This is a genomic window from Nocardia sp. CA-135953, assembly GCF_050955735.1.
GTDB lineage: Bacteria > Actinomycetota > Actinomycetes > Mycobacteriales > Mycobacteriaceae > Nocardia.
The window spans coordinates 5,999,601-6,026,102 of sequence record NZ_CP192082.1 but is presented as its reverse complement, the minus strand read 5'-3'; the positions used below and the strand labels follow the sequence as shown (position 1 = coordinate 6,026,102).

27 protein-coding genes are annotated in these 26,502 nt (G+C 63.7%); 13 read left to right on the top strand and 14 right to left on the bottom strand.

Annotated features, from left to right (window positions below; translation table 11 throughout):
• Positions 1-6 precede the first annotated feature (6 nt).
• Positions 7-714: a haloacid dehalogenase type II gene (locus tag ACQPXH_RS27595; RefSeq protein WP_433599387.1), complete on the top strand. Its 708-nt coding sequence runs from the start codon at positions 7-9 to the stop codon at positions 712-714.
• 1 nt (position 715) lies between these two features.
• On the opposite strand, the gene ACQPXH_RS27590 is transcribed toward ACQPXH_RS27595, so the two are convergent.
• A complete protein-coding gene (locus ACQPXH_RS27590; protein WP_433599386.1) occupies positions 716-1,570 on the bottom strand; it encodes a class I SAM-dependent methyltransferase in 855 nt (284 codons plus the stop codon).
• 563 nt (positions 1,571-2,133) lie between these two features.
• The gene (locus ACQPXH_RS27585; protein ID WP_433599385.1) at positions 2,134-3,036 is read right to left on the bottom strand and encodes an SGNH/GDSL hydrolase family protein; all 903 of its coding nucleotides are present in this window, start codon (positions 3,034-3,036) and stop codon (positions 2,134-2,136) included.
• 625 nt (positions 3,037-3,661) lie between these two features.
• Here ACQPXH_RS27585 and ACQPXH_RS27580 point away from each other — a divergent pair.
• The 3 genes from ACQPXH_RS27580 to ACQPXH_RS27570 are packed head-to-tail and all read left to right on the top strand — an operon-like array spanning position 3,662 to position 7,886.
• Complete coding sequence (locus tag ACQPXH_RS27580; RefSeq protein ID WP_433603598.1) at positions 3,662-4,987, top strand: cytochrome P450; 1,326 nt, start codon at positions 3,662-3,664, stop codon at positions 4,985-4,987.
• Positions 4,988-5,019: 32 nt separating this feature from the next.
• Complete coding sequence (locus ACQPXH_RS27575; RefSeq protein ID WP_433599384.1) at positions 5,020-6,420, top strand: wax ester/triacylglycerol synthase family O-acyltransferase; 1,401 nt, start codon at positions 5,020-5,022, stop codon at positions 6,418-6,420.
• A 5-nt stretch (positions 6,421-6,425) separates the two neighbouring features.
• Complete coding sequence (locus tag ACQPXH_RS27570; protein WP_433599383.1) at positions 6,426-7,886, top strand: flavin-containing monooxygenase; 1,461 nt, start codon at positions 6,426-6,428, stop codon at positions 7,884-7,886.
• A gap of 243 nt (positions 7,887-8,129) precedes the next feature.
• Here the strand turns inward: ACQPXH_RS27570 and ACQPXH_RS27565 are convergent, their stop codons facing one another.
• The 6 genes from ACQPXH_RS27565 to ACQPXH_RS27540 form a co-directional block, all read right to left on the bottom strand.
• Positions 8,130-8,927: a HEAT repeat domain-containing protein gene (locus tag ACQPXH_RS27565; RefSeq protein WP_433599382.1), complete on the bottom strand. Its 798-nt coding sequence runs from the start codon at positions 8,925-8,927 to the stop codon at positions 8,130-8,132.
• 133 nt (positions 8,928-9,060) lie between these two features.
• Positions 9,061-10,164, bottom strand: a complete 1,104-nt coding sequence (locus tag ACQPXH_RS27560) for a hypothetical protein (protein ID WP_433599381.1) — start codon at positions 10,162-10,164, stop codon at positions 9,061-9,063.
• A 116-nt stretch (positions 10,165-10,280) separates the two neighbouring features.
• Positions 10,281-10,805, bottom strand: a complete 525-nt coding sequence (locus ACQPXH_RS27555) for a hypothetical protein (RefSeq protein WP_433599380.1) — start codon at positions 10,803-10,805, stop codon at positions 10,281-10,283.
• Between the two features lie 54 nt (positions 10,806-10,859).
• Positions 10,860-11,096: a hypothetical protein gene (locus tag ACQPXH_RS27550; protein ID WP_433599379.1), complete on the bottom strand. Its 237-nt coding sequence runs from the start codon at positions 11,094-11,096 to the stop codon at positions 10,860-10,862.
• Positions 11,093-11,347, bottom strand: coding sequence for a hypothetical protein (locus tag ACQPXH_RS27545; RefSeq protein WP_433599378.1), 255 nt, complete (start codon positions 11,345-11,347; stop codon positions 11,093-11,095). The genes ACQPXH_RS27550 and ACQPXH_RS27545 overlap by 4 nt, the downstream gene beginning before the upstream one ends.
• Entirely contained in the window at positions 11,340-11,678 is a 339-nt protein-coding gene (locus ACQPXH_RS27540; protein ID WP_433599377.1) for a hypothetical protein, read from the bottom strand. Before ACQPXH_RS27540 ends, ACQPXH_RS27545 begins: the two co-directional genes overlap by 8 nt.
• A gap of 216 nt (positions 11,679-11,894) precedes the next feature.
• Here ACQPXH_RS27540 and ACQPXH_RS27535 point away from each other — a divergent pair, with 216 nt between their 5' ends.
• Positions 11,895-12,380 (top strand): hypothetical protein, encoded by a 486-nt coding sequence (locus ACQPXH_RS27535; RefSeq protein WP_433599376.1) that lies wholly within the window; start codon positions 11,895-11,897, stop codon positions 12,378-12,380.
• Positions 12,381-12,417: 37 nt separating this feature from the next.
• Here ACQPXH_RS27535 and ACQPXH_RS27530 read toward each other — a convergent pair whose 3' ends face one another.
• Positions 12,418-12,597: a hypothetical protein gene (locus ACQPXH_RS27530; protein WP_433599375.1), complete on the bottom strand. Its 180-nt coding sequence runs from the start codon at positions 12,595-12,597 to the stop codon at positions 12,418-12,420.
• Positions 12,598-12,845: 248 nt separating this feature from the next.
• Between ACQPXH_RS27530 and ACQPXH_RS27525 the strand changes: the two genes are divergently transcribed.
• The 3 genes from ACQPXH_RS27525 (at position 12,846) to ACQPXH_RS27515 (ending at position 16,333) form a co-directional block, all read left to right on the top strand.
• On the top strand, positions 12,846-13,724 hold the full coding sequence (locus ACQPXH_RS27525; protein WP_433599374.1) for a helix-turn-helix domain-containing protein: 879 nt from the start codon (positions 12,846-12,848) through the stop codon (positions 13,722-13,724).
• Positions 13,721-13,927, top strand: coding sequence for a DUF397 domain-containing protein (locus ACQPXH_RS27520; RefSeq protein WP_433599373.1), 207 nt, complete (start codon positions 13,721-13,723; stop codon positions 13,925-13,927). Before ACQPXH_RS27525 ends, ACQPXH_RS27520 begins: the two co-directional genes overlap by 4 nt.
• A gap of 378 nt (positions 13,928-14,305) precedes the next feature.
• On the top strand, positions 14,306-16,333 hold the full coding sequence (locus tag ACQPXH_RS27515) for a CocE/NonD family hydrolase (RefSeq protein WP_433599372.1): 2,028 nt from the start codon (positions 14,306-14,308) through the stop codon (positions 16,331-16,333).
• Between the two features lies 1 nt (position 16,334).
• Here the strand turns inward: ACQPXH_RS27515 and ACQPXH_RS27510 are convergent, their stop codons facing one another.
• From ACQPXH_RS27510 to ACQPXH_RS27500, 3 genes are all read right to left on the bottom strand, one after another.
• Entirely contained in the window at positions 16,335-16,919 is a 585-nt protein-coding gene (locus ACQPXH_RS27510) for a TetR/AcrR family transcriptional regulator (RefSeq protein ID WP_433599371.1), read from the bottom strand.
• Between the two features lie 135 nt (positions 16,920-17,054).
• Positions 17,055-18,269: a L,D-transpeptidase gene (locus tag ACQPXH_RS27505; RefSeq protein WP_433599370.1), complete on the bottom strand. Its 1,215-nt coding sequence runs from the start codon at positions 18,267-18,269 to the stop codon at positions 17,055-17,057.
• 125 nt (positions 18,270-18,394) lie between these two features.
• A complete protein-coding gene (locus ACQPXH_RS27500) occupies positions 18,395-19,948 on the bottom strand; it encodes an LCP family protein (protein WP_433599369.1) in 1,554 nt (517 codons plus the stop codon).
• A 229-nt stretch (positions 19,949-20,177) separates the two neighbouring features.
• Here ACQPXH_RS27500 and ACQPXH_RS27495 point away from each other — a divergent pair, with 229 nt between their 5' ends.
• Positions 20,178-20,831: an SDR family NAD(P)-dependent oxidoreductase gene (locus tag ACQPXH_RS27495; protein WP_433599368.1), complete on the top strand. Its 654-nt coding sequence runs from the start codon at positions 20,178-20,180 to the stop codon at positions 20,829-20,831.
• 60 nt (positions 20,832-20,891) lie between these two features.
• Positions 20,892-22,019 (top strand): serine hydrolase domain-containing protein, encoded by a 1,128-nt coding sequence (locus tag ACQPXH_RS27490; protein WP_433599367.1) that lies wholly within the window; start codon positions 20,892-20,894, stop codon positions 22,017-22,019.
• Between the two features lie 18 nt (positions 22,020-22,037).
• On the opposite strand, the gene ACQPXH_RS27485 is transcribed toward ACQPXH_RS27490, so the two are convergent.
• Positions 22,038-22,841, bottom strand: coding sequence for a hypothetical protein (locus ACQPXH_RS27485; RefSeq protein WP_433599366.1), 804 nt, complete (start codon positions 22,839-22,841; stop codon positions 22,038-22,040).
• Positions 22,842-23,373: 532 nt separating this feature from the next.
• On the opposite strand from ACQPXH_RS27485, the gene ACQPXH_RS27480 reads away from it, so the two are divergent.
• The 3 genes from ACQPXH_RS27480 (at position 23,374) to ACQPXH_RS27470 (ending at position 26,216) form a co-directional block, all read left to right on the top strand.
• Positions 23,374-24,471 carry an LLM class flavin-dependent oxidoreductase gene (locus ACQPXH_RS27480; protein ID WP_433599365.1) on the top strand — a complete coding sequence of 366 codons (1,098 nt, stop codon included), beginning with the start codon at positions 23,374-23,376 and terminating at the stop codon, positions 24,469-24,471.
• Positions 24,472-24,602: 131 nt separating this feature from the next.
• Positions 24,603-25,151 (top strand): YceI family protein, encoded by a 549-nt coding sequence (locus ACQPXH_RS27475; RefSeq protein WP_433599364.1) that lies wholly within the window; start codon positions 24,603-24,605, stop codon positions 25,149-25,151.
• Between the two features lie 153 nt (positions 25,152-25,304).
• Positions 25,305-26,216 carry an NAD-dependent protein deacetylase gene (locus ACQPXH_RS27470; protein ID WP_433599363.1) on the top strand — a complete coding sequence of 304 codons (912 nt, stop codon included), beginning with the start codon at positions 25,305-25,307 and terminating at the stop codon, positions 26,214-26,216.
• Here the strand turns inward: ACQPXH_RS27470 and ACQPXH_RS27465 are convergent.
• Positions 26,163-26,474 carry a pyrimidine/purine nucleoside phosphorylase gene (locus tag ACQPXH_RS27465; protein WP_433599362.1) on the bottom strand — a complete coding sequence of 104 codons (312 nt, stop codon included), beginning with the start codon at positions 26,472-26,474 and terminating at the stop codon, positions 26,163-26,165. The genes ACQPXH_RS27470 and ACQPXH_RS27465 overlap by 54 nt on opposite strands.
• Positions 26,475-26,502 lie beyond the last annotated feature (28 nt).

The following is a 26,502-nucleotide window of genomic DNA, read 5'->3' as shown; positions in this document are numbered from 1 at the left end:
GGAAAGGTGCGAATTGTGTTGCGAGCATTACTTTTTGATGTGCAGGGTACGGCGACGGATTTTCATTCGACCGTCTGCGCGGAGGCGCGACGCATCGGCGGTACCCGATACCGGCACATTGATTGGCCCGGTTTCGTAGACCACTGGCGCGCCGAATACTTCGCCGCGCTGCGGAAGGCGGAGCCCGACCGAGACAACTGGATCACCGTGCATTCGGTCTACGCCAATGCACTGGACGGCCTATTGGGTGACTACGGCATCGACCTATTGCCCGACGAACGCGCCGATCTCTCCCTCGCCTGGCAGCGCCTCGAACCGTGGCCCGATGTTGTCGCCGGATTAACCAGGCTCGCAAGCAAATTCACGATCGCGACATTGTCGAATGCGGATGTCGCCGCAGTGGTGAACATCTCGAAGCGAGCCGCGCTGCCGTGGGATGCGGTGTTCACCGCCGAGATGGCGGGTGCGTTCAAGCCAGACCCCCCGGTGTATCGCATGGCCGCACGGTATCTGGGGCTGGAGCCATCCGAGATCATGATGGTCGCCAGCCACAAATACGACATCCAGGCTGCGGGCGCACTGGGCTTCCGCACGGCCTTCGTCGCACGGCCACTCGAGTTCGGCGCCGGTGGCGACGTGGACGTTTCCTTCGACGACGATTTCGACGTCAACGCCACCGACTTCCTCGATCTCGCAGACCAACTCGACTGCTGACCTACCCGGTTCGCATGGCACACAGCACATGTGGCGGAACGATGGAGCCCTGTCGCGGCTTGATACCGAGGTAACCGGCGACGAGATGCGGTGCGTCGCGATCATCGACCCGGTCGAATCCCGTCTCCCGCAAGACATTGGCGATCTCGTCGGCGGTGAAGAAGCTGAGCCAAGGCTCGCCGATGGACGCCACCAAATCGGCTCGCGCGGTGCGCTGATCCATTTCCTCGCCTTTGGAAGCCGAGGCGGGATAGATATAGTCGAACACCAACCGCACCGGTGTCGCCTGACCCGCGACGAACCGTAGGGTGTCCAGGATTGTGTCCTGAGTCAGATACATGATGACGCCGAGCCACACGAACACGGCCGGCCGACTTCGATCGAATCCGGCGGCAGCCAATCCTGCTGCGAGCGTCTGGCTTTCGAAGTCGACGGGCGCGAAGGTCAGCGACGACGGAAGTTCGATGCCCGCCGCGTCGAGCCGCTGCCGCTTCCACTGCTGGGTATCGGGATGATCGACCTCGTACACCCGCACGTCCGGATGCGGGTTGCGGTAGGCGAAGGTGTCCAGTCCGGCACCGAGGATCACCACCTGCCGGGTGCCCGCCGCCACGGCGTCGGCAACGGTGTCCTCGGCGAATCGGGCGCGGGCGGCCAGGAACAGACGGCGTCGGCGACGCATGTCGGAGTCATTCTGATATGTCGTGGTCTCCAGGTCGGCCAGTTGATCTGGCGTGATGCCGGCGATTCGAACGGCCAGTGGATCGGTGAAGATGCGCGGCTCACTCGCGATCTGGTGGTAGGCGCGAGCGTAGGCCGTGGCGAGCGCGGTGCGACTTGGCTGACCGAGTTGCATACGCCGAAGTTACGTGGACGCTGCCCGGCGCGCTATTCCTCGGTGATGATCAGCGAGGTGGCGATGGGAGCGAGCACCTCGACCAGTTGCGATGGTCACAGCTCCGCCGCGACCACGGGTGCTGTGTCTTTGGTTCCCTCGCTGTGGGTTCCCTCGCTGGGCTCGGTCCCGAGCACCACGGTATCCGAGCAGCCACGCGGACTGCTCGGTGTGCTGTGACGGCTCGGTCAGCCCAGAATGAAGGATCTGCCCAGCGCATCCTGTGCGCCATAGAAGAGCAAGAAGGCGTAGTACAGAACCGTCGAGACCGGTTCATCGAGCACGTGCATGTTTCCTCGGCGCTTCCCCAGCAAGCTATCCGGCACCAACCGGCCGGTTCGGTGAACCGAAAGTTACGGCATATTCCGACGCTCGGCACATCGAGTCAACAAATCGGGTCTATTTCTGCCCATGATCGCGGCCGTTGTTGCGATGCACATCACGTCTGTGCCATAGCCGCCAAACATGTGAGACCCGGTGTCACAGTGACGCCGGGCGCCGTACCGGCGCCCGGCGTCGCGATCTCAGCGCAGTGCGGCGACAACCTGCTGTGCGATGTTCTGCTCACCGAAGGTGTTGGGGTGCAGCGGGACAATGGATGGGGTCGACAGCGAGGGGATGAGTCCATTGATCCACTGCTGGTCGGGCGCGGCGCACATATCGTGTCCGACGCTGGAGGCGGCGGTGTCGACGAAGATCGCGCCGTGTGCGGCGGAGACGTTGCGCAGCAGCGTATTGAGGTTGACCAGCACGTCCTGGAGGTAGTCGGCGTCGCGCGGCCAGGCGGGTTGTTGCGCGGGGCAGGCGCCTTCGCGCGAGGCCGTGGGGTATCCGACGATCACGATCGTGGCTTTGGGTGCGCGTGCACGGATTTCGTCGATCGCGGTGCCGTAGACGGGTGCCAGGGCCTTGGTCCGTTCCGCGAAAGTGTCGACGCCGTTCGCGGTGAAGGTGTCCGCGCATGACGTGCCGTAGGGCTCCGGCAGGAGATTTCCGCACTGCAGGGCCTCGCCTGCCAGGCCGATATCGTTGCCGCCCATGGTCATTGTCACCAGGGTGGTGTCCGGGGTCAGTGCATCGAATTGCGGTGCGGCGGTGCCGGAGACTACGCCGCGCTGCGGGCTCGCGAGGTCGTTCAATGTGGCCCCGCCGCAGGTGACGTCCTGGAAGGTCGCGACGCCGAGCGTCTTCGCGACCAGCGACGGGTAGTTGACCGCGGAGCGTGAACAAGTCGCGAGCTCGGTTTGCGGAAATACGCCGGCGCCCGCGGCGAAAGAATCGCCGAGGGCCACATAGTGGGTTTCCGCGGCCGGGTCCGCGCTCGCTTGCCCGGTGATAGCGGCGCTCGCCGCGACTGTCATCGCGGCTGCGGCGACCGCCGGTCGCACCTTTCCGAATAGGTGGTTCCAGCTGCCGAAAACTTGCATTGTGTCTCCTTATGAACCATGACCGGACGAATTCTGGCCTGAACTCCCAGGAGTAACTCGCGCAGGCGGGATCGACCTGGACATCCGACCGGTATGGGCAGAGTCTAGCGGTGGTTCGCAAATCCCGAATAACTTTCGGTTTCCCGCTCGCATTTCTGGTCGCTCCGGGGTCGGCCACATGTGACGACCTCGGGCGACCTTGGGGGATAGCGCATTTCGTCAGAACGTTTCAGCGACCAGGTCTTGTTTCAGATTCATGCCCTGAGGTAGGGTACTGTTGCATTCCTCACTACTTCGTCTCTACCTGCGGAAAGTCCGCGATGACGAATCGTCGGGGTTGACACCGCCCGCTCGCGCTGGCTACGGTCGCCATTGTTCGCGCTGAGTCATCGCCCGCCTCGGCATTAATGGCAGCAGGCTGTCCAAAAGGTCTGGCCGAAATGTTTCGACTGCGGGGAGGCCGTCGTTATTCGTCGACCCTGGTCGCATTCATGAACAAACTCGGCGGACCTTTCTTCGTGCTTCGAGACAAGATTCTCGTTCCTTTCTCGCCCGCCGAGGCTCCACCAGTTCCTTTGGACGTTAGGCCTCAGCTTTGTCCGTCTCGATCTCACCCGCCAAGACCGTGGATGACCTCCCTGGGCCGAGTCGGTGGCCGTTGCTGGGGAATCTCCCGCAGATGCGACCCTCGTTGCTGCACCGGCAGTTCGACGAGTGGTGCGATGAGTACGGCCCGCTCTACCAGTTGAAAATGCCGGGGCGGCACATCGTGGTCGTGAGTGATCCCGATCTGAACCGCGAGATCTTCCGGGACCGGCCCGGCGGGTTCCGGCGGCAGTCGGCGATCGAATCGGTCATGGACGAGATGGGTTCCAACGGACTGTTCTCGCTGGAGGGTGAGGCGTGGCGGCTGCGTCGCAAGCTGGCCATGCCCGCCTTCAATGCCTCGCATCTGCGCAGCTTCCATCCCACCCTGGAGACGATCACCGGACGATTGCAACAGCGCTGGGAACGGCAGTCGCCCAAGGACATTCGTGCCGACCTGACCCGCTACACGGTGGACGTCACCGCCAAACTGACCTTCGACTACGACATCAACACCATCGAACAGTCCGGCGACATCATCCAGCGGCACCTGGAACTGATCTTCCCGCTCATCAACCGCCGGATCAACAGCCCGCTTCCGTACTGGCGTTACGTCAAACTCCCGGACGACCGAGCGCTCGAGCGCGCGCTGGCCGCGCTGCGCACCGATCTCACCGGTGTCATCAGTCGGGCCCGTGCGAATCTGCCTGCGGCGCCGACGAATTTCATCGAGGCCTTCCTGCTGGCGCAAGACGGCAGCACCTCCTTCACCGATGACCAACTGTTCGCCGAGGCGCTGACCATTCTGATCGCCGGTCAGGACACCACCAGCAATGCCATGGCCTGGCTGCTCTACCACCTCGCGGGCAATCCGGCTGTGCAGGAACGGATTCGCGAGGAGGTCGCCGAGATCCCCTCGGCGCTGGACCGGCAGCCGTATCTGGAAGCCGTTGTCGCCGAATCGATGCGGCTGCGGCCGACGACGCCGATCGTCGGACTGGAGGCCGCCGTCGACGCGACGATCGACGGTGTGCACATCCCGGCGGGGACTTGGGTGATCGTCAATGTGCAGCATGCGAGCCTGCAGGAGAAGAACTTCGAGGACGCACTGCGCTTCGACCCGGACCGCTGGCTGCGCACCGAGCACGGCACGCATCGACCCGAGGTCTCCACGCCGTTCGGGGCCGGTCCGCGGTTCTGTCCGGGACGGGGGTTGGCGATGCTGGAGATCAAGAACGTGACCGGCATGGTCTGCCGGAACTTCGAGGTGCGTCTGCCCGCGGGTGCGCAGTCGCCGAAGGATCGCTTCCACTTCGCCGTCATCCCCATCGATCTCGATCTCGACCTGATCCGACGGCCCGCCTGACCCCATTCGCCGAGCACACTCTGAGGATGTAGATGTCGTTGCATCGATTGACCGCGACCGACGGTGTCTGGCTGTCGCTCGAATCCGCCGATATGCCGATGCATATCGCCTTCCTGCTCGAATTCACCGCACCCGAGGGCGGGGCCGCCCAGTTCCTGCGAAAGTGGCGGGCCGGACTGGACGCACCGGCGAGCCTGCCGCAACCGTGGAACTTCCGCCCGCTGAAGTTCCCGCCGCCGGGTGTCGCGGCCATGGTGCGTGAGGTCGACGATATCGACCTGAGCGAGCACATCCGAGAGTGGACGCTGCCGGAGCCGGGCAGCCAGGACCAGCTGACCGAACTCGTATCGTCGATCCATCAGAAGCAGCTCGATATGCGCCGTCCGCCATGGGAATTGCATGTCATCGAGGGGCTGGCGCAGGATCGTTTCGCGCTCCTGCTCGAGGTGCACCACAGCCTGCTCGACGGCGCATCGGCCATGCGGTTGTTCACCGATACGTTCACCGAGGATGCCGCCGCCCGCGATGTGCCGGACCTGTTCACGGTGCGCCCGGCCGCCGAGTCGGCGGAGGCTGGTACGGCGAATCCCTTCCGCGCCATGCTCGCCGCATTGACCGGCGTGCTGGCCTTGTTTCGCGGTGTCGGATCCGCCGCCCGCGATGCCTTCCGGCGTGCACGCGGCGATAAGACAGTGGCGCAGAAGGCATATCAGCAGCCGGAGACGATTCTCGACGGCACCATCACCGGCGCGCGCGATCTGTCCAGGCGTCGCTACGACCTCGCGCTGTTCAAGCGGTTGGCGAAGGCGGGTGACTGCACGATCAACGACATCGTGCTGTACCTCGTCAGCACGGCGCTGCGCGGCTACCTGACCGATCACGCCACGTTGCCCGAAGAGTCGTTGACCGCGGGCGTGCCCACCGATCTGCGCGAGGAGGACGATGCTCGCGCCGGCACTCGAGCGGGCATGATGTTCACCGCGCTGGCCACCGACATCGCCGATCCGCGCGACCGGTTGAGCGCGGTCAAGTACTACATCCGCGCCGCCAAGCAGCATATGGGTGAGATGGCCCCGAACGAGGTCATCGGCTACGGGCTCGCGGTCACCCTGCCGTGGATCCTCGGGCTCAGCTTCGGCTTCACCAACACCGCATCCTCCCATCCGATGGGTGTCTCCAATGTGCCGGGACCGCGAAACCCGCTGTACTGGAACGGTGCTCGGCTCGAGACGATCTATCCGATCTCGCTGCTCATGCACGGCAATTCGCTGAACTTCACCTGCATCGGGTACTCGGGCGGGCTGCACTTCGGCGTGCTCGGTGTCCAGGACAAGCTGCCGCCGATGTCGTATCTCACCGGGGCCATGGATGCCGCGCTCGATGAGCTCACCGAACTGCTCCTGCCGGACCACACACAGCTCGCCGCTGGATGACCTCGGTGTCGAATTACGACGTGGCGATTATCGGCTCGGGCTTCAGCGGTCTCGGCGTCGCGGTGAATCTGCGGCGCCTCGGCAATGACAACTTCGTCATCCTGGAACGTGCCGATGCCGTCGGCGGCACTTGGCGCGACAATGTCTATCCCGGCTGCGCGGTTGACGTGCCATCTGTGCTGTACTCGTATTCCTTTGCGCCGAATGCGGATTGGACCCGCGTGTACGCGACTCAGCCCGAATTGCGCGCCTACACCGAGCAGGTCGTCGACACCTTCGATCTGCGAAGGCATGTGCGGCTGAACAGTGACGTGGCCGAGGCCGATTTCGACGACGAGGCCGAACAGTGGGTGCTGCGGCTGAGCGACGGCAGACTGGTCCGGGCGCGCGCTGTCGTCATGGGCTACTTCTCGCTACACGCTGAGGCTATTCCGGATATCCCCGGTCGCGCCGATTTCGCTGGGCCGCAGATGCATTCGAGCAAGTGGAATCCGTCGTTCGAACCGGCGGGCAAGCGGGTCGCGGTGGTCGGGGCCGGGGCGAGCGCGGTGCAGATCGTGCCTGCGCTGGCGAAGTCGGCTGGTGAGCTCATCTCGTTCCAGCGCACTCCGGCCTGGGTGATTCCGCGACTGGACCGGCCGATTCCGCCGACGATGCGCAAGATTCTGCGCCACGTTCCGCCGGTCAGGCTGGCAGCAAGGGGATTCGTCTTCCTGTTCCTGGAGGCCATGCATTACGCGGTGTTTCATCCGCGGCTGGTTTCGGTCTATGAATGGGTCGTCCGCAAGGTGCTTGCCGAGCAGGTGCCCGATCCCGAGCTGCGGCGCAAACTCACACCCGACTACGCATTCGGCTGCAAGCGACCGATGGTCTCCGATGAGTACTACCGCTCGTTCACCCGCCCGAATGTGCGGCTGAGCACCGAGAAGATCACCGAGATCACCGCCACCGGCCTCCGCACCGCCGACGGGGCGTTGCACGAGGTCGATGCGATCGTGTGGGCCACCGGATTCCACGTCCAGGATTCCATCGCACACTTCCCGGAGTTCCGCGCTGCGGCGACCTCGACGCGAAAGAAGTTCCAGCGCGATGGTTTTCGCGCGTATCGCGGCATCGCCTTCGCGGGGCTGCCGAATCTGTTCGCGGTCACCGGACCGAATACCGCACTGCCGCACACCTCGCAGTTCCTCGCCATCGAACCCACCACGAAGCTGATCGCCAAGACGATCGAACACATGCGGGCCAAGGGTATTCGCCGCTACAGCCCGTCCGAGGAGGCCGAGCGCGAATGGGTCACGCGCGCACGGAAACTGCTCGGCACCCGGGTGTGGTCGACCGGCGGATGCACCAGCTACTTCATCGATGAGGGCGGCACCAACACCTTGACCTGGCCGGGCGGAACGTTCAGCGTCCGACTCGACCGGCGTCGCATCCGACCGCAGGACTGGGATACCGGACGGCCCTGACAAACGCCTCGTAACCCCGACGGTTTCAGCACGTCGCACATTCGCGATGTCGCCGTCGCGCGAATTAGCTCTCGGCGCAATGGTGAGTTCCGCCGCAGCCAGTAGCCGGGTAGCCGAATCCCCAACTCGGACCGAATACGAATTCACGGCACGTCGGGCGCTCAGGCTATCGACACCGTTTCGGGCTCACATCTCACTGAGATGTCTACGGCCGCCGCGGGACGGTCCTAGCACTGCCGCCGATCATGTCGGCAGCATATCGGTGATCTGCTTTACATGCCGCGAGGACAGCGGCCAGCGCATCGCGACCACATCGAGGATGGATTTGATGTGCGCGGAGTCCTCCGACAATGTTGGTGGCACAGGGGGGCGTAGCAGATATTCGATGTCGTTGAGTAAGCGCGCCGAGTCCTCTTGATCCATATGAGCCGCCTCGCGGCTGATCTCCGCTAGCTGTGATTGATCGCCCACACGATAGGCGACGATTCGAACTTGCGGTCCGATTTCCTCGTCGTGGCCGAATTCCTCTGCTAGCGCCGATAATTCACTACGCGTGAGGTCTCCGGTACGGCCTAGAGAGTCGATCGCGTACCTCCGCACCGCCCCATACTCGTCGAGATCGCGCACGCACTCGATCAGAGTGGCGGTCCCATGCCCAGGGTAGCTCCCCAACGCCTCGGCGACGGAAGCGCGAACCAGCCACGACGGATCCGCGCGCAGCAGGTTTACGAGGATATCGACCGCAGGGTCATACCGAACGTTGCAGAGCGCTTCGGCTGCTTCGTTGCGAACCATCTCGTCCGTATCCGACAGCATCCGCAATAGTACTGGTCCGACAATGGGGACCTGCGTTACACCCAGATATCCGATTGCGCGCGCCGCTTCACTCCGAACAGCTACATCCTCCGACTCGACGAGTGGCAAGATGTCGGCAACGGCCCTACCATCACCGAGCTTGATCAATTCGATCAATGCATCGACCTGCCGGTCGGGGTCGCCTGACATCAGTGCCGAATTGAGCGGGGAAGCTCCGCCTTCCACTTGTCCTCACCTTCTTCGCTCACCGTAGACGTGTTCGTCCCGCGCTGCCAACGATTGGATATCGCCCTGGTCTGATGCGTAGCGGGCCTCGGGCATAGCAGAAACGACCCTCGGCATGAACGCTTGGGGTTCTCTATTCACTCCGGTGTCGGGCATCACGCTCGCGCTCCGAGCGTTCGCGTTCGCGCTTCTGGTGTATCGCCCGGTCCCTTTCCGCTTCGGCGTGTGTCCGCGCCGCGTCGGCGTCAATCATCTTGGGCGGGTCGTTGCTGTTGAGCCCCAGAATGCCCATGATCTCTGGTGACAGCCCCGCCTCTCTCGCTGCCACTCGGGCATTCTCGCGTTCCTGTCCAGCTCGTGCCAAGGCGTCTTCTCGTTCCTGCTTCGGCGTCCGCTGCGGTGCGGGTGGTGGTGGTGTCGAGGGTTCTTCGCCACGTGCGGGTTTCATCTCGAGGGCTACGGCGTCGCGTTCGTTGTCTCGCTCTTGCCTCCGCGCGGCCAGTATTTGATCTTTCTGTGCATCGCTGAGGAACGAGCCGAGGCTGTCGATCGTCTCCCGCGTTTGCGCTTCCTCGCGTTGGCGGACCTCCCTTGCCTTCGTCGTGGGGTCCGTGCTTTCTCTGGCGACGGTGGCTGGTTTCGTCTCGTCGTGGTCGATTTCTCGGGCGCGGGCGTCTGCAGGTTCTCGCTCAACCGCCCTCTTGGGCGATTCCTCCCCCTGCTCTCGCTGTTGGCCCTCTTTCTCTTTGGTAGCTTGCTCGCGTGACCGCGCTTCCCGTTGGCGTTGCTTTTGCAGCCGTGCTTGCTCACCGACGCCAGGCAATTCGAGTTGCGGAGCCGTTTCTTTTTCCAATCCGCGCGCCCAGATCTCGCGGGCCTCCTCTCGCGTGATGATCTGGTGCGTGAATTTGTTTGGGAAATCGCGCTGCAAATCCTTGATCAACCGGTGCGCAATCGCCGATATTTTCTCCCCCTCCACCGACCGCAACAACAGATGCTCGACCTTGCCATCCCGAATCAACTCGTAGTCGCGTTTCAACTGGCTGAGATCCTTACGACTACTGATCTCCCCCGACTTGTCCTCGATGGCCCGCACAGGCCCCGCGCGAGGATCGCCACGTTGTTTGTCGTATCTTCGAGACTCGTTGTCAGGAATCGATAATTCCTGTTCACGCGTCGGTGGCACATAGCCGTTCTCGCTGTCACGAAAATCTGTCCGTGCCGTTTTCCCAGACACGCCCGCGCGTATTATTGTCTATGTCGTCGCGGTCTTTGTCGTAGCCGTCGCCGGGCATAGCTCCGCCAAATGTCGAATGCAGGATTGATTAGATAAAAGACGCTGCTAAGCAGGCGTCATATGGTGATGTTCCGTGCGTGACGGGCATAGCTGTCGCGGAGTTCAGAGGCGACCGACGAGAAACCTTCTTCAAATTTGGAAGCCAAGGTGATGACATCCATGAGGCTCCATGCGGTAAACATTTCTTCGTTGTCTTTATCGTCGTCGTCGAACCACCATCGAAGCGCCGGATTCACATGGTCGTAGAAGGAACGCTCACGGCCACCCCGTTGGAAATCGAACCACTGTGCCCGCGCGAACTTGACATAGCACTCACCGACGAAGCATATGAACGCATCAGCCATGTCGGCGTTTTCAGTTGCCATTGCCGTAGCCATATTCGGGAACAGTTCCGCGACAACGGTGTCGAGCCGCTTCACTTCCGGCGAGGCTTCCGGCCAAGGCTTCGATGGAATGCCCTTCAGCCCGGCATAGTCCATGAACTTGTGGGCCTGTGCCGCGCGCCGGTCCGGGTCGACCCATTTACCCCACTCGGTCTGTTCGACTTCAAAGTCCAGACCCAATTGTTCATTGTTCCCCACGCCGATGCCTCCCGTTCGCTGTTGCGTTCGCGATCCGCAGACCAGTGTCTCATCTCACGCCGACAGGTAAAGCCGCTCGCACGGCAGGCGCGGGTATCGGCTGCTGTCGCCGAGGTCAACCGTGACGGCTTCGGCGTAGTGCCGTGCCTGGTGCTCTTGTATGAAGTTCAGCGCGGCGGTGAGGCATGCGGTGAAGTCGAATCGTGCACCGTGGAGGAACACGCTCAGGTGGACGTCTGGATCGTCCGGACGTGGTGAAAGGTCGTGCGGGACAGGGACTTGCAAGCTCATAATCTCTCCGTATTGCGAACACTGGTCGGGTGAATCGTGATCGCGTCGGCCTTGTCCAGCTCGGCATCCGAGTCGCAGACCCATCCGTCCTCGTCAACCAGCATCACCGAGCCGTCCGCGCGCTGGTAGATCGGAGCGCTGTTGTTGGGGGCGAGGTCGAGCTTGAAATGAGTCTCTTCATGGAAGACCGCGAGCAGTTTTCGTACGCTCGGGGCTAACTCCGCCTGTCGTGGCCGCGCAACCTCATTCATGGGGCCGGTCCTGTGGTCGATCGGGGCTCGTGCAGGCCACGAACCTGTGCGGCGTCACCAGGTCACACGCCACAGCGATAGCGCGTACCCGGCTGTTGAAATGGGCCATGCTCGGGGCGATGACTGCCACGGCTTTCGTGCTGCGTGCTGTCCCCACAATCAGCGCGGTCGGCATGAACGTGTCATCGCCGAGGGTCACAAGCCCAGCGAGGGTGTAGCCACGTCGCTGCGCCAGCTCGGTGATCAGTCGCTCATCCCGCAACAGGTGCGGGCCGCTCACCTCAAGTGAGAGAACACCAATTGCTTTGGCAGGCATAGGGTTTGCGTTCATGGCCGCTACACCTGTGCCGAAATGCGTGCATAGAAGTCGGGCGTGTCATCCACCACCCGTACGCCGATCCACGGACACCGCAAAGCTGAGGGCAGAATGCCGTCATGGTCGGCGATCAGTCCGTCGACGAGTGGGACCAGGCCCGTGCACAGCCGATCCGGACACCTGACCGACCGCAATTCGCTGGTTTCAGGGTCGAATGTCCCGATCCCGCACATGGACAACGTGATCCATGGCCCGCAATCACATTCCGGCATGAGCCGCCCACCGCTTCACCGGGCGATACTGGCCCGAGCACGCCCGGATCGCATCGACCACCACAAGCCCGGACGGCCGGAAAGCGCAGCGCGGCGGTTCGATCCAACGCCGAAACCCCGTGCCCTGCTCGGCTGGCGATGGCAGCGCGACAGTACCGCCGGTTCGCACGACCTGGACATCGAGGCGGAACATCTCGGCGAACAGCCGATCGTCATCGGGGATATTAGGCCTGATGAGGAAGGTCCATCGGTTCTCGCGTGGATGAGACGAAACCGGGCCGAGGTCCGACCCGCGCCGCTGCATGTGGATTTTCACGGACCGACCGAGATGGGCGGGCATGGTCAGCGCTCCCACATGTTCGACCTTCATCACGATTCGACCGATCTGAGGCGGGTCGACGTTCGCGGGGAGGTCGCACACCTGCCGGTAGTAGACACAGCGTGATACGGGTGTGTCGCCAAAAGCTATGTGCTCCACAGGCTTATCCCTCGAAGGTGCGTCGGTCGGTCGGCTCCCATGCAAGCAAGGCGGCCTGGAATCGTTCGAGATCAGCGACAGTGATGTCGGTGGGAAGCTCGATATCGAGATCAGGCAGAGCGAGAGAGGCGACGGCGGGCGGGCCGATGAACGAAACGCGATGCGGCAGTTCTGGGTTCAACACTGAGACCCCCTCGGACGGTGATGGTTCAGGTGCGCCCGGCCTGAAAACTCCTGAAGATCCTCGGACGGAAGCGGTTGCGATGACGGGTCAACCGTTCGGGTCTTCCTTTCGGGCGCACATCCAGGACATCACCGAACATGCCCATCTGCGAGCTATCAACAGGAACTTTCCAATGAAAACCTTCAAAGTTCCAGCGATGCTGTCAGTCTGGTTCCAAACAAGACCGGAATTCAGGAGGGGCAAGGCAGATGGCTACCGGTTCGACGCTTCCGAGGCGCTTACTCGGACGAGAATTGCACGACTTGCGCGAGAACGCGGGCATCACCATGGATGTCGCGAAGAAGGCGATCTCCGTTGGCAAACAGACGATTTGGCGGATGGAAACCGGGCAGTCGTTCAGATTGCGGCTGATCGACATAGAGCGGTTGTGTCAGGTCTACGGCGCGACGCTGGAGAAGACGGAAATCTTGCTCGGGCTCACGGAGGAGGCGCAGGGTAAGGGGTGGTGGCATGCATACGGCGACGCGATCCCCAAGCATTTCGACCTGTTCGTGGGACTCGAACAGGCGGCGGTTCGGTTGACGACGTATCAGGCGGCTCTTGTGCCAGGGTTGTTGCAGATCCCGGACTATCGACGCGAGGTTATTTGGGCCGAGTTCCCCCAGATGGACACTGCGGAAGTTGAACGCCGAATCGAACTCGCGGCGCGTCGGCAGGACCGACTGACTGATGACTCAAATCCGCTTCAACTTGATGTGATCTTGGATGAGTTGCCGCTACGGCGACCTATAGGCAGCCCCGAGATTATGGCGGCACAGCTTCGACACATCGCCGATGTCGGGCGTTTGAAGAACGTGTCGGTTCGTGTCGTTCCGGCCGCCGCTGGCACACACCCCGGTTTGTTGGTAGGTACTTTTGTGTTGTTGGAGTTCCCGAAGCATCCGACAGCGCATTTGACCGAACCGCCGGTGATCTACGTTCAGGGGTATACGGGCGCGCTGTATCTGGAGAAGCCTGACGAAGTGCAGCAGTACCGAGACGCATACACTCGGCTACAGCGTGTGGCACTGAACGAAGCCGATTCGCGCCGCCTGATTCTGGAGATTGCAGAGGAGTTGACCCGGTGAACGTTGATCTGTCGGGGGCACGGTGGTTCAAGAGCACGCGCAGCAGCGGCTCGCAGGACTGCGTTGAGGTTGCACACCTCGGCGGGGGCATGGTCGGCGTGCGGGACTCCAAGGACCCGGCCGGTCCGGCGCTGGTATTCACACCCAGTGAATGGGATGCCTTCACGGCTGGCGTTCACGATGGCGAGTTCGATCGACCGTAGCGGGCCTCGGACATAGCCGAAACGACCCTCAGCATGAACGATTGGGGGTCGTTTCGCGTTTCCGTAGCCCGCTCGATAGCCGATGGAGTCGAGCCGTGTGATCAAAGACGTCAAGGCCACGAACGGCTATGGCTTGCTAGCGTCTGAGCCACGTGCGGGCCAGCGCGAAGTATCAGCGTCCTGGTCTGATGTCGGTCCGCCTGCCGCGCAGCCCAATTGGGAGAATGCTTGGCAACTTAACTGCGGCCCGCAGCATAAGTTGCGCTGCACAGAGCGTTGTAGTGAGTCATGGTTGCGCACCAACGGTGATGCACGTTACTGTACCCACTCGTTGATGGGAACGGGGTAGTTCCTCATTGCCGGGAGGGTTTGGCAAGCATGATCCGACGTCGACGTCCGATTAAGGCAGTGGCTGCTGCGATTGCCACCTTCACCGTGTTTGCCGGAGCCGTGGTCGCCGCGCCGACCCAGGCCACGCTCGGCCTCGATGCGCAATTGACCGCGACTCATGCGGGGCCGCAACAGTATCCGAACGTCTACATCGACTGGGACATCCCGATCACCATGAGTGACGGCACGGTGCTGAAGGCGAATGTGTACCACCCGGCCGACGCCTCGGGCCGGCCGATCGTCGAGCCGACGCCGACCATCGTGAACCTCACGCCCTACACCAAGCTGGTGGCGAATATCGCCGATTCCGTGCTGGCCATCCCCGGCCTGGCCGAGCCGCTGATGCAGGCGCTGCACGGCTTCGATCTCTCGGCCTACGGCCTGAGCGGGATCAGCGATCTGGCCCAGGCATTGGCGGGCGGCACCGCGCGCACCTTCGCGGTGGATCGCAAACTGGTGCAGAGCGGCTACACCCAGGTGGTCGTCGACGTGCGCGGCACCGGCTTCTCCGAGGGCATCTGGCAGGTGTTCGGCGATCGCGAGCAGCAGGACGGCGTCGAGGTCGTCGACTGGGCCGCGGCGCAGCCTTGGTCCAACGGCAAGATCGGCATGAGCGGCATCTCCTATTCGGCCATCAACCAGTTGCAGACCGCGGAGCGCAGACCCGCTGCCCTGCAGGCGATCTTCCCGATCGTGCCGGGCAGCGATCTGATCCGTGACGTGGCCGCACCCGGTGGCGCACTCGGCATCGGGTTCATCCCGGAATGGCTGCTCGCCGTCGACGGTACGAAATTGATTCCCGACGTGGTGTCCATGCTGGCGGGCAAGTTCGACTGGACCTGGCTGGCGGATCGGGTCCGTGACCCGTTCACCTTCTTCAATATCATCATCATGGCGCTAGGCACCCAGAGCGTGGATCAGATTCCGCCCGAAATGCATTCGGTACTCGACGATCAAAGCCCGTTGCGCACCGCCTGGATCGGACATCCCGATCGCATCGATGTGCCGACCTTCGTCTACGGCGGCTGGCAGGACATCTTCGCCTACTCCTCGCCGCGGGTCTACAACGCGATCAATGTGCCCGACAGCCAGAAGAAGCTGGTGATGGACAACAACTATCACATCACCACCGGCTCGGGCATGGGTGACGCCGACGGACCGGCGGCCCTGGATGTATTGCAGCGCGCCTGGTTCGACAAGTGGCTCAAGGGCATCGACAACGGCATCGATGACTACGACCAGGTCACCCTGTGGCAGCAGGGCGGCGGCTGGACCCACACCTCGGCCTTCCCGCGGCCCGATATGGATTACCGCCGTATGTATTTGAACGCGGCCGCCTCGGGCACCGCGCCCGGCAGCGCCTACGACGGCAGCCTCACCGGGGAGCCGGGTGGACCCGCACGGGTTTCGATCGGACCCGGCTTGACCACGCTCTGCTCACGCGACGGTGCACAGGGGACAGCGGGCATCCTGCCGCTCCCGGATATCTGCACAAAGGATTCGCGGATCGCCGAGACCAATGGCCTGACCTTCACCAGCGCGCCGGTCGCCGTACCGACGCAAATCTCCGGACCGATCGCGATACACCTCGATACCGTCCTGGACGCCACCGACGGCTACTGGACCGTGACACTGAACGACGTTGCCCCGGACGGACGTTCGACCCAGTGGACACACGGCCAGCGCACCGCATCCCTGCGCGCTGTCGACGAGAGCAAGGCCACCCGCTCCGCCAATGGCGACTACACCGACCCGTACCCCTATCTGACCCTGGACACCCGCGAACCGATCGTGCCCGGTCAGCCGACGGTCATCGATATCGGCATGTTCGCCACCGACGGCGTGCTGCAACCGGGGCACCGACTGCGCGTCGACATCTTCGCCGGAAATTTTCCGAGCAGTCTTCCGTTGCGCCCCTTGCTCAATGAGAGTGGGTTGAAGCCGCAGCACATCGAGCTGGACCCGAATCAGCCGAGCTGGGTGAACATTCCGGTCGACGGCGAGCCGGGCTGGTGAATCAGGCCGGGCCGGAGCCGAGCAAGACCAGTGCGGCGCGAGTCAGTGTGGGCGCCAAGGCCGGTAGCTCCTGCGGCCCGGATTCGATCAGGGTGGCCCTGACTCGATCGTCGATGCCGCCGAGCAGCACATCGATCAGCCCGGGATCGGGTTCGGCGCGAACTTCGCCCGCGCGCACACCGATTCGCGCCGCGGCCACCATCCGATAGCCGAACATGCGGTGCGTGCGGGCCCGGCGGGCGATGAGTCCCGGTCCGGCGGCGAGGGTTTCGATATGCAGCGCGCGTGCGGCGGCCGGCTCCGCGGCCAGGAACTCCAGATACGTTTCCAGCGTCGTGCGCACCAGCTCGACGAAGGTGTCCGCACCCGATTCCGTGACCACCCGGTCGAGTTCGCGGGTGATGACGTCGACCGCGAAATCGAAAGCGGCGGTGAAGCATTCCTCTTTGCTCTCGAACAGCCCGTAGAACGTGCGCCGGGCCACCCGGGCCCGGCCGACGATATCGGTGATCGTGGTCGGGCCGTAACCGAGTTCGCCGACCGCCTCCAATGCGGCGATATATAGCCGCTCGCGCTGTGACGTCACGACTTCGTCCCGGGACAAGCGATGCGGCCCTCGGGGCAATCGGTCCGGAGAAGCGCTGGTCAAGACGGTCATAATGCCGACGATTCTGCCACACGTGGAACTTTCGCCCGGAAATTCTTTCCAGGTGACAAAGACTCAGTGCAGCGCGCTGCCCTGGACCCACTCGTCCCAGGGCACGCCCCAGTCCCCGTTCTGCCAGACCTCGAGCGGTGCGCCGCCGGTATTGCGGACCTCGACCACATCGCCCGGAATCGCAAAATTGTAGAACCACTGGGCATTCGCGAGGCTCAGGTTCAGACAGCCGTGCGAGAGGTTCTGGCTGCCCTGCGCCCAGACCGTGGAATCGAGCTGGTGCAGATAGATGCCGTCGGTGCTGATGCGGGTGGCCCAGCCGATGGCCTCCTTGTAGCCGAGCCGGGAATTGACCGGCAGGCCGTAGGTGGAGGAGTCCATGATGACCGGATTGCCCTTGTCCATCACGGTGTAGATGCCCGGCTGAGTCCAGAAGCTCAGCGTCTTACCCGCGATGACCTCGCTGCCACCTCTACCCATCGAGGTGGGCATAGTGCGGATCAGATTGCCGTTCTCGAAGACCTGTACCTGTTTGGTGTTGTCATCGGCGATGGAGACGTGCGACGGGCCGATGGTGAAGGTGGTCTTGGTGTCCTCCTGGCCGTAGAGCCCACCGCCGAGATCCGCGCCGTAGATGTTGGCCGCGGCGGTCACCTTGGTGCCCGGTGCGAAGTACTGCTGCGGCCGCCAGTGCGCATTGCGCTTGTCCAGCCAGTACCAGGAACCCTCGACCGGCGGGTTGGTCGTCACCGAGAGCCGCTTCTCGGCAACGGCCTTATCCGGGACGTCCTCGTCGAAATGCGCGACCACGACGGTGCCGACACCGAAGGTGCCGCCGTCGGTCAGCGGTGTGCCGCCGGTGGTGGTCATATAGACCTTGGTCTGGTTGTTCGGCGCCAGCGTGCTGAAGGTCGAGGTGGTCGGCCCGACGCGGCCGGTGATGGTGAGGCTTTCGGCGCTGATCGTGTAGGTGTGCCCGTAGCCGAGCGGATCGACGGGCTTCCACGCCGTCTTGTCCGGGGTGTAGATGCCTTCGATCGGACGGCCCGCCTCATTGGTGAGTTTCACCGAGGTCAGCATGCCGTCGTTCGCGGTCACCACGACCGGCGCGAGCGGATCGATGTTGTTGCCACCGCCCGGCGTGATGACTATCGGGGGCGGCGGCGGTCCGGCCTGGGTGGTCGGCGCTTCCGACTTCGATGAACATCCGGCGACGAGCGACATCATCACCAATGCAAAACCCGCAGCTGCTCTCCACCGGAAGCGGCGACTCGACATGACTCTCCTGTGTTTCGCCGTGCGTTCCCTGCGGCGCACCTACGACGTACTGGCTCGTGCCGTAGTTTACCGGCCATTTCGGGCGTGGTTCGCCGCTGCGGGTGTGACCTGCGCGAACATCCGGCTCAGTTGACGCAGGGCACGCTGCTGCCGATCGTGGTCGCGACTGGCTTGCCCGCATCGGGTGCGGGTGTGACGGAGGTGGTGGTCGCGGACGCGCTGGTGGTCGGCACGAGTTCGGTGGGCATGGTGAAATCGGCGCCGACGACCACGCTGATGTGGCCGGGCTCGACATTCGGCGATACGGCCGCGGCGACGCCGAGGATGTCGCCCAGCTGCGCGGCATCGGTCTCGGCGCCGGTGCCGTAGGTGATGGTGGAGGTGGCGCGGGTGGTGCCGTTGTCCAGCGTGCCCGCCGGATAGCCGCGCTTGGTGAGAGCGGTGGAGAGTTGGGCGGCCCGGCCGGTGTATCCGCTCGCATTGCGGACATCGACAATGCTGGTCGGGGTGCGCGTCGAGGTGGTCGGCGTGGTTTCGATGCCGAAGGCGGCGCGCACTTCCTTCTTGATGGCCGCCGGATCGACGATATTGACGTCCTGACCGTCGATATTGTCGTACCGCAGCACCGGCAGCGTCCGGAATTCGACCGAGATCGAGCCCGCCGAACCGAGGTCGCGGGCGAAGTCGAGCAGGTTCCAGCCGTCGGACAGCACGACATCGCGGTGCGCCACATCCATGAGTCCGGAGAGCTTGCTGAAGTTGGTCAGCGTGCCTGCGTCCTTCAGCGATTTGGCGACCGAGGTGAGGAAGGCCTGCTGGCGGTGGGTGCGGTCGAGGTCGCCGTTCTCCAATCCGTGGCGTTGCCGCACGAAGGACAGCGCATTGGCGGCATCGAGATGCTGCGGCCCCGCGGGAAAGACGGCGCCGGAGTAGTAGCTGTCGTTGACCGCGTGGTTGAGGCAGACATCGACGCCGCCGAGCTTATCGGCCAGATCGTAGAAGCCGACGAGCGAGATTTCGGCGAAGCGGTCGATGGGGACGCCGACCAGATTGCGCACGGTCTGCACGATCGATGCCCGTCCCGCCTCGCGGCCCGCGCGTTCCAGGGACACCTTGTCCTTCATGCCCGAGTTTTCCAGCTTGGTTTCGGTGGCGGCCTTCTTCAGCCCGTAGGCCTCCTTGATCTTGGCGTGGTCGTAGCCCGGAATGTCGGAGACCGCGACATAGTCGTCGCGCGGAATGGAGAACGCGACGATCTTGTGCATATCCGCGGGAATATGCAGCAGGATCAGCGAATTCGCGTTGTAGCCGCCGTTGTCGCCGTCGCCGGCGTGCAACTGCTCCAGGATCGCCTTCGGCAAGTCGTTGCCGTCGAGGTCCTTGCGGGTATCCAGGCCGATCAGCAGGATATTCAGATCGCCGCCGAGTGAGCGCGGTGCGTCCTTGCCGATCGCGTCGGTGTGGGTGAAGCCGTTGTCGAATTCGTTCTTGGCGGACCAGGCGAATCCGGTGCCGGACACAACGGCGAGAGCGGCGATCGATGTCAGGACGCGCATTGCGATCTTTGCCGCTTTGCGCGCGCGATGGGGTTTCGGTTCCGCTCGTCGGTGCGCTGCTCGCCGGTTCCCGGCGGGGCGAGTCTCGGTGATTTTGGGAAGCTCGACGGTGTCGTCATCCATGGCGGCGGCCTAGGTCCCGGGTCATTCTCGCCGCCTCAGCTTTCGTCTCGGGTCACGACACAGCGCATGTCCGGGTCATACCCGCTGACGACTAGTTGCACCCGCTAGTGACTGCTTGCAGGTCACTCGAAAGCGCCTGCTCAACCTTCCCAGTGTTACCGACGCCGCTCGAGGCAGGCAAGAATCGGACATTGTGATCTGCACAGATTGACGATCTAGTCTCGTATACATGGCTGCTCCCGTGTTGCTCGTCCTCGGTGCCGGTCCCGGCGTCGGGCTGTCGGTCGGTCGTCTTTTCGGGCGCGACGAGTATGTAGTGGTGCTGGCGTGCCGGCTCGGCGCGGAGGCCGAGCCGTTGGCGAAGGAATTGCTGGGCGAAGGTTTCGATGCCGAAGGTGTCGGTGTGGACCTGGCCGATCCCGACGATGTCAGTCGAGTTGTGACCGAGGTGGGCGAGCGGCACGGGCGCATCGACGTGCTGCATTTCAACCCGAGCATCTTCCGGCAGGCGGACCCGCTGCGGTTGACGGTCGCGGAGTTGATCGAGGACTTCACGATCGGCGCCGCGGCGCTGCTGCCCGCGGTGCAGGCGGCACGGCCGTTCTTCGCACCCGGTGCGCGCGTGCTCGTCACGGGGAGTGCGGCGGCGGATAAGCCGTGGCATGAGGCGGCATCGCTCGGTGTGCAGAAGGCGGCGGTGCGCAATCTCGTCACCAGTCTGGACACCACCATGGCGCCCGACGGTTTCCGCGCTGTCGCGGTGCAGATCAATGGTGTGCTCGGCGAGGGTGCGTTCACTCGGGAGCGGGTCGCCGCGGCATTGCACGCCGCCGCCGTTCGCCCACTCGACGACTGGACACCGCATGTGTCCTATAACGGCTGATCCGACAAGACATTCCGACCAACGACGTGCGGCCGAGCGGGTCGCGACGAAGGAGGATGGATGCGGTGGTTCAATGTAGCGACGGCTTTGGTTGCCGCACTGATGATTTCGCTGCCGCATCTCGCGGCGTCCTCGGCCCAACCGGCCGCGGTGCACCCCCAGGTGCTGCAAGCCAGGCTGGATGACCTGGTCCGTTCGACTTTCGTTCCAGGTGGGCAACTGGTCGTGACCGCCGACGGCGACGCGACTCAGATCAATAGCGGCGTCGGCGATCTCGCGACGGGCGCTCCGTTCCCGGATGACGCGCAGGTTCGGATCGCCAGCAATACCAAGACATTCGTGGCGACCGTCGTGCTGCAGTTGGTGGGGGAGGGGCGAGTCGAGCTGGACGCTCCGATCGAGCATTATCTGCCCGGTGTTGTGCGCGGCCCCGGCGGCGACGGGAATCTGATCACCGTCCGAAATCTGTTGCAGCACACCAGCGGTATCCCGGATTATCTCCTTCGATTGGACTGGGGGTCGGTCGAGTCGTTGCAGCGGTACCAAACGGCGGATCAGCTGATCCGACTCGGTTTGGATATGCCCGCGCTGTTCGCGCCCGGCTCGCGTTTCGGCTACTCCAATACCAATTACCTGCTGGTCGGAAAGCTGATCGAGCAGGTCACGGGACGGCCGCTGGGCGTCGAGGTAACCTCCCGGATCCTGATCCCGCTGGATCTCCAAGACACCTATTGGCCCGCATTCCCGCAGGAGAACGTGATTCGCGGTCCACACCCGCGCGCATATCAGATCTTCAACGGCACCCAGGTCGACATCACCGATATCGACCCGGGCTGGGGCCTGGCCGATGGCGCGCTCGTCTCCACCGACGCCGACCTGAACCGCTTCTTCACTGCCCTTCTCTCCGGAAAACTGCTTCGCCCAACCGAACTCGCCGAAATGCAGCGCACCATCCACGGCGGCGACCCAGCCCTCCCCGACGATGTCGGCCTCGGCCTGTACCACCGCACCAACGCCTGCGGAATCGATATCTGGAGCCACGGCGGCGCCATGGACGGCTTCTTCGTCTTCGGCGGTTACACCCCCGACCGGGCGATAACCGTCAGCCTCAACCAAGTCCCACCCCTGTTCGGCCTCGGCTACAAGGGCGCCATGGACAGCCTGGTAGACGGTGCCTTCTGCGGGTGAGGGGTCAGTTCTGCGGTACTACTTCGGTGCGGCCGGCACAGGTTGGGTCGTCGTCTTGTCCGCGAACCGGGTGGTGCCGTCCGGAGACATCATCGTGTTGACGTAATCCACGCCGGAGGCGATCAGGACCGGTCCGCCGATGGCGATCGTGCCGATGATCCCGCCGAGGGCGGCGCCGGTGGTCAAGCCGAGAATGCAGCCTGCGGCAATGGTGGCGACACATCCGACGACCGCGCCGATTGCGGTGCCGACGAAGCCGCCGATTGCCGTGGCCAGGCCGAACTGCGTGGCGAATTCATCACGGGCACGGTTGTTCTCAGCCATCGATGCGACCGGCTTGATGGCCAGTGGCTGCGCGATGTCGAGTCCGGCGGGCTTCTGCGGCGCCAGTTCCAGTACCGTGCCGTCCTTTTCGACCACCGGCTTGACCGGAATGTCGGTATCGGCGGCCCGGAACCGCAGCGGCAGCGTAAGGACGATGTGACCATCGGTGTCGGCCAGATCGACGACATCGACCACGTCGGCGATATCGGCGGCGTTGCCGTCTTTATCGACCAGCGTGCCGTCCTTGTCGACGAGCCGCCCGTGGCCGCCGGTTGCGAGCTCGCTTTCCGACGCCTTGGACAGGGTGAAGGTGCCGTTGCGCACGCTGGCCACCACCGTCTTGTCGACTAGCTTGACCGAGTAGGTGATGTCCTGCCGCGGGGGCGCGGCGACCGGCTCGGCGTGCGAAACTCCGGCACCCAAGGTCACGGCACCGATGACAAGAATCGCCGCCGCAGTGCTATCGCAAAGCTTCATTCGGGTATCCCGTTCAGTCATCAGATTATTCGCTCTTCGCAACGCCCCGTGCAGGCTCGACTCGCCTGCTCGAGCAACTCCCCATGCAATGTACTCGTATGCGCGGCAAGGAGGTCGAGGGGAGCCTAGCCGAGCCTGCGGTGCGAAGCGACCGGATTCGGAGCGAAAATCGACGCCAGCTATGACACGGTTACTTCCTCCGGTGTGTCGACCTGTGGCACGGGCCGTGTCCGCAGCAAGAGCAAACCGAGTAGTGCTGCAGCGATGCTGAAGCCCGCACTGATCCACGCGCCGGTCGACATGGCATCGGTGAACGCTTCCTTGGCTGGTTCGATATATCCGAGTTGGAATGCGGCGCTCGACGACTACCGGAAGATGCAACCCGCCGATTATCAGACCGCCCGCGCGATGGCCTTCGATTTCGGTCTGCTCTGCGTCATGGACGGTCTGGAATCACGGCTGCGCAAGTGCCCCCTCGGGAATAGATGGCGATACCCCCCTGTTGGTTGCCATATCCACCAAATAGGCGTCAGGCTTTCCGAGAGGAGGCGCGGTGCAGTTCGGAATCTTCACGGTGGGCGATGTGACGGTCGACCCGACGACGGGTCGGGCCCCGACCGAGCACGAGCGCATCAAGGCAATGGTCGCGATCGCGCGCAAGGCCGAAGAGGTCGGGCTGGATGTATTCGCCACCGGCGAGCATCACAACCCGCCGTTCGTGCCGTCGTCGCCGACCACGATGCTCGGCTATATCGCGGCGCAGACCGAGCGGTTGCAGCTGTCGACGGCCACGACACTCATCACCACCAATGATCCGGTGAAGATCGCCGAGGACTTCGCCATGCTGCAGCATCTGGCCGACGGTCGCGTCGATCTGATGCTCGGTCGTGGCAATACCGGTCCGGTCTACCCGTGGTTCGGCAAGGACATTCGCGAAGGCATCCCGCTGGCGATCGAGAACTATCATCTGCTGCACCGGCTTTGGCGCGAAGATGTGGTCGACTGGGAAGGCCGCTTCCGTACTCCGTTGCAGGCGTTCACCGCAACGCCACGACCGCTGGACGATGTACCGCCGTTCGTGTGGCACGGGTCGATCCGCAGTCCCGAAATCGCCGAGCAGGCCGCCTATTACGGCGACGGCTTCTTCGCGAACAATATCTTCTGGCCCAAGGAGCATTTCCAGCGCCTGATCGAGCTGTATCGGCGCCGCTTCGAGCATTACGGCCACGGCTCCGCCGACCAGGCTATTGTCGGCCTCGGCGGACAAGTGTTCATGGGCAAGAACTCCCAGGACGCGGTGCGCGAATTCCGGCCCTACTTCGACAACGCGCCGGTCTACGGTCACGGTCCGTCGCTGGAGGATTTCACCGAGCAGACGCCGCTGACCGTCGGCAGTCCACAGCAGGTCATTGAAAAGACCATGTCGTTCCGGGAAAGTTTCGGCGACTATCAGCGACAGCTGTTCCTGATGGACCACGCCGGTCTACCGTTGCAAACGGTGCTGGAGCAACTCGATCTGCTCGGTGCGGAGGTAGTTCCGGTGCTGCGCAGGGAGTTCGAGGCCCTGCGTCCGGCCCATGTCCCGGATGCGCCGACTCATACGTCATTGGTCGCGGCTCGTGCCCAAAACAGCACCGTGGTCGCGCAGTGACTGTGATCTCGGAATTCGCCGATCCGACCTGATCGCCCCGGTGCAACGGCGCACCGGTCCTGAAATGCCAGAACTGAATACTCGTTCGATGTACAAGTAATTGAAATATCAAACACATGAGGAGACCGACAATGTCGACCAGCACCGCCAAGGACCTGACCGCGGGCACCTGGGTCATCGACCCTGCCCACTCCACCCTCGGCTTCACCGTGCGTCACCTGATGGTCAGCAAGGTCCGCGGTCGCTTCGCCGACTTCTCCGGCAAGCTGGTCATCAATGAAGACGGCACCGCCTCGGCCGAGGCGGAGATCCTGGTCGAGTCGGTGACCACCGACAACGAGCAGCGCGACGCGCACCTGCGCACTGCCGACTTCTTCCACGCCGCCGACTTCCCGGTGGCCACCTTCAAGTCGACCGGATTCCGCGTAGATGGCGAGGATTTCGTCGTCGACGGTGAGTTCACCATCCGCGGCGCCACTCGCCCGGTCTCCCTCGATGTCGAATTCCTCGGCGTCAACCCCGGCATGGGTCACGGCCCGGTCGCCGGTTTCGAGGCCAAGACCGTCATCAATCGTCGCGACTTCGGCATCACCATCGATATGCCACTGCCCGACGGCGGCGCGGTGATCGGCGACAAGATCACCCTCACCCTGGAGATCGAGCTCGGCCTGCAGGCCTGATCAAGACCGACGTAGTGCGTTCGCAGCCGCCCGGGGTCACCGACCGGGCGGCTGTGCTAACCCACCCCGCCGGCTCCGCCGGCTGCCGTCCCCTGTGCTTGCCCACCCCGCCGGCTCCGCCGGCTGCCGTCCCCTGCGCTTACTCTGAATTCCATGGCCAGATTCGACGCATCCGCTGTCGAGCGGTTGTGCGGGCTGCTGGCGGGGCGTCGGGTCGCGGTGCTGACGGGGGCCGGGGTGTCGACCGACAGCGGGATTCCGGATTATCGGGGACCGGGGTCGCCGATACGGACTCCGATGACGTATCAGCAGTTCGTGGGGGATGCGGCGTTTCGGCAGCGGTATTGGGCGCGCAACCACATCGGGTGGCGGGCCATGGACGGGTCATGGCCGAATGCGGCGCATCGGGCGTTGGCGCAGTTGGAGCGGGCCGGCGTCGTCACCGGGTTGATTACGCAGAATGTCGATCTGCTGCATACGAAGGCGGGTCATCGGCGGGTCATCGATCTGCACGGGACTTATGCGCGGGTGCGGTGCCTCGGTTGTGCGGCGCTGATTTCGCGGATGACCTTGGCCGAGCGGTTGGAGGCCGCGAATCCGGGTTTCGCGGCATCGGCGACGGCCACCGGGGTGGAGGTGGCGCCCGATGCCGATGCGGTGGTCGCCGATACCGCGAATTTCCGGATGGTGGACTGCGCGCGCTGCGGCGGCATGCTCAAGCCGGACATCGTGTACTTCGGGGAGAACGTCCCCAAGGAGCGCGTCGCCACCGCGTTCGGAATGGTCGAGGCGGCGGACGCGCTGCTGGTGGCGGGATCGTCGTTGACGGTGATGTCCGGGCTGCGGTTCGTGCGACATGCGGCGAAACAGGGCAAGCCGGTCGCCATCGTGAACCGCGGCCGGACCCGAGGCGATGAACTCGCCGCGCTCACCGTCGATGCCGGGTGCGCGGATGTGCTGACCGCGCTGGCGGATGCACTGGGTGCCGCGCGCGTTCGGCGTCTGACCGGCTCAGCCGAAGTGGCAGACGTAGTGCAGCGTCGTGAGCGCTTCGATGTCGAATGAACTGTTGCCCGGCACCGAGAACGATTCGCCGGCGCGGTAGGTCACGGCCTCGGTCTCGCCGGCGAGGGTGACTTTGCACTCGCCCTCGATCAACTCCATGATCTCCGGCTCGACCGTATTGAACGTCAGGGTGGACGGCAGGATGACGCCCACCGACTTCGCGGTGCCGTCCGCCAGCTCGATGCTGTGACTGATGCACTTCCCGTCGAAGTACACATTGGCCTTCTTGGCCACACTGACATTCTCGAACCGCGTCATGATCTCTTTCCCGAGGCGCTGGAGGTGG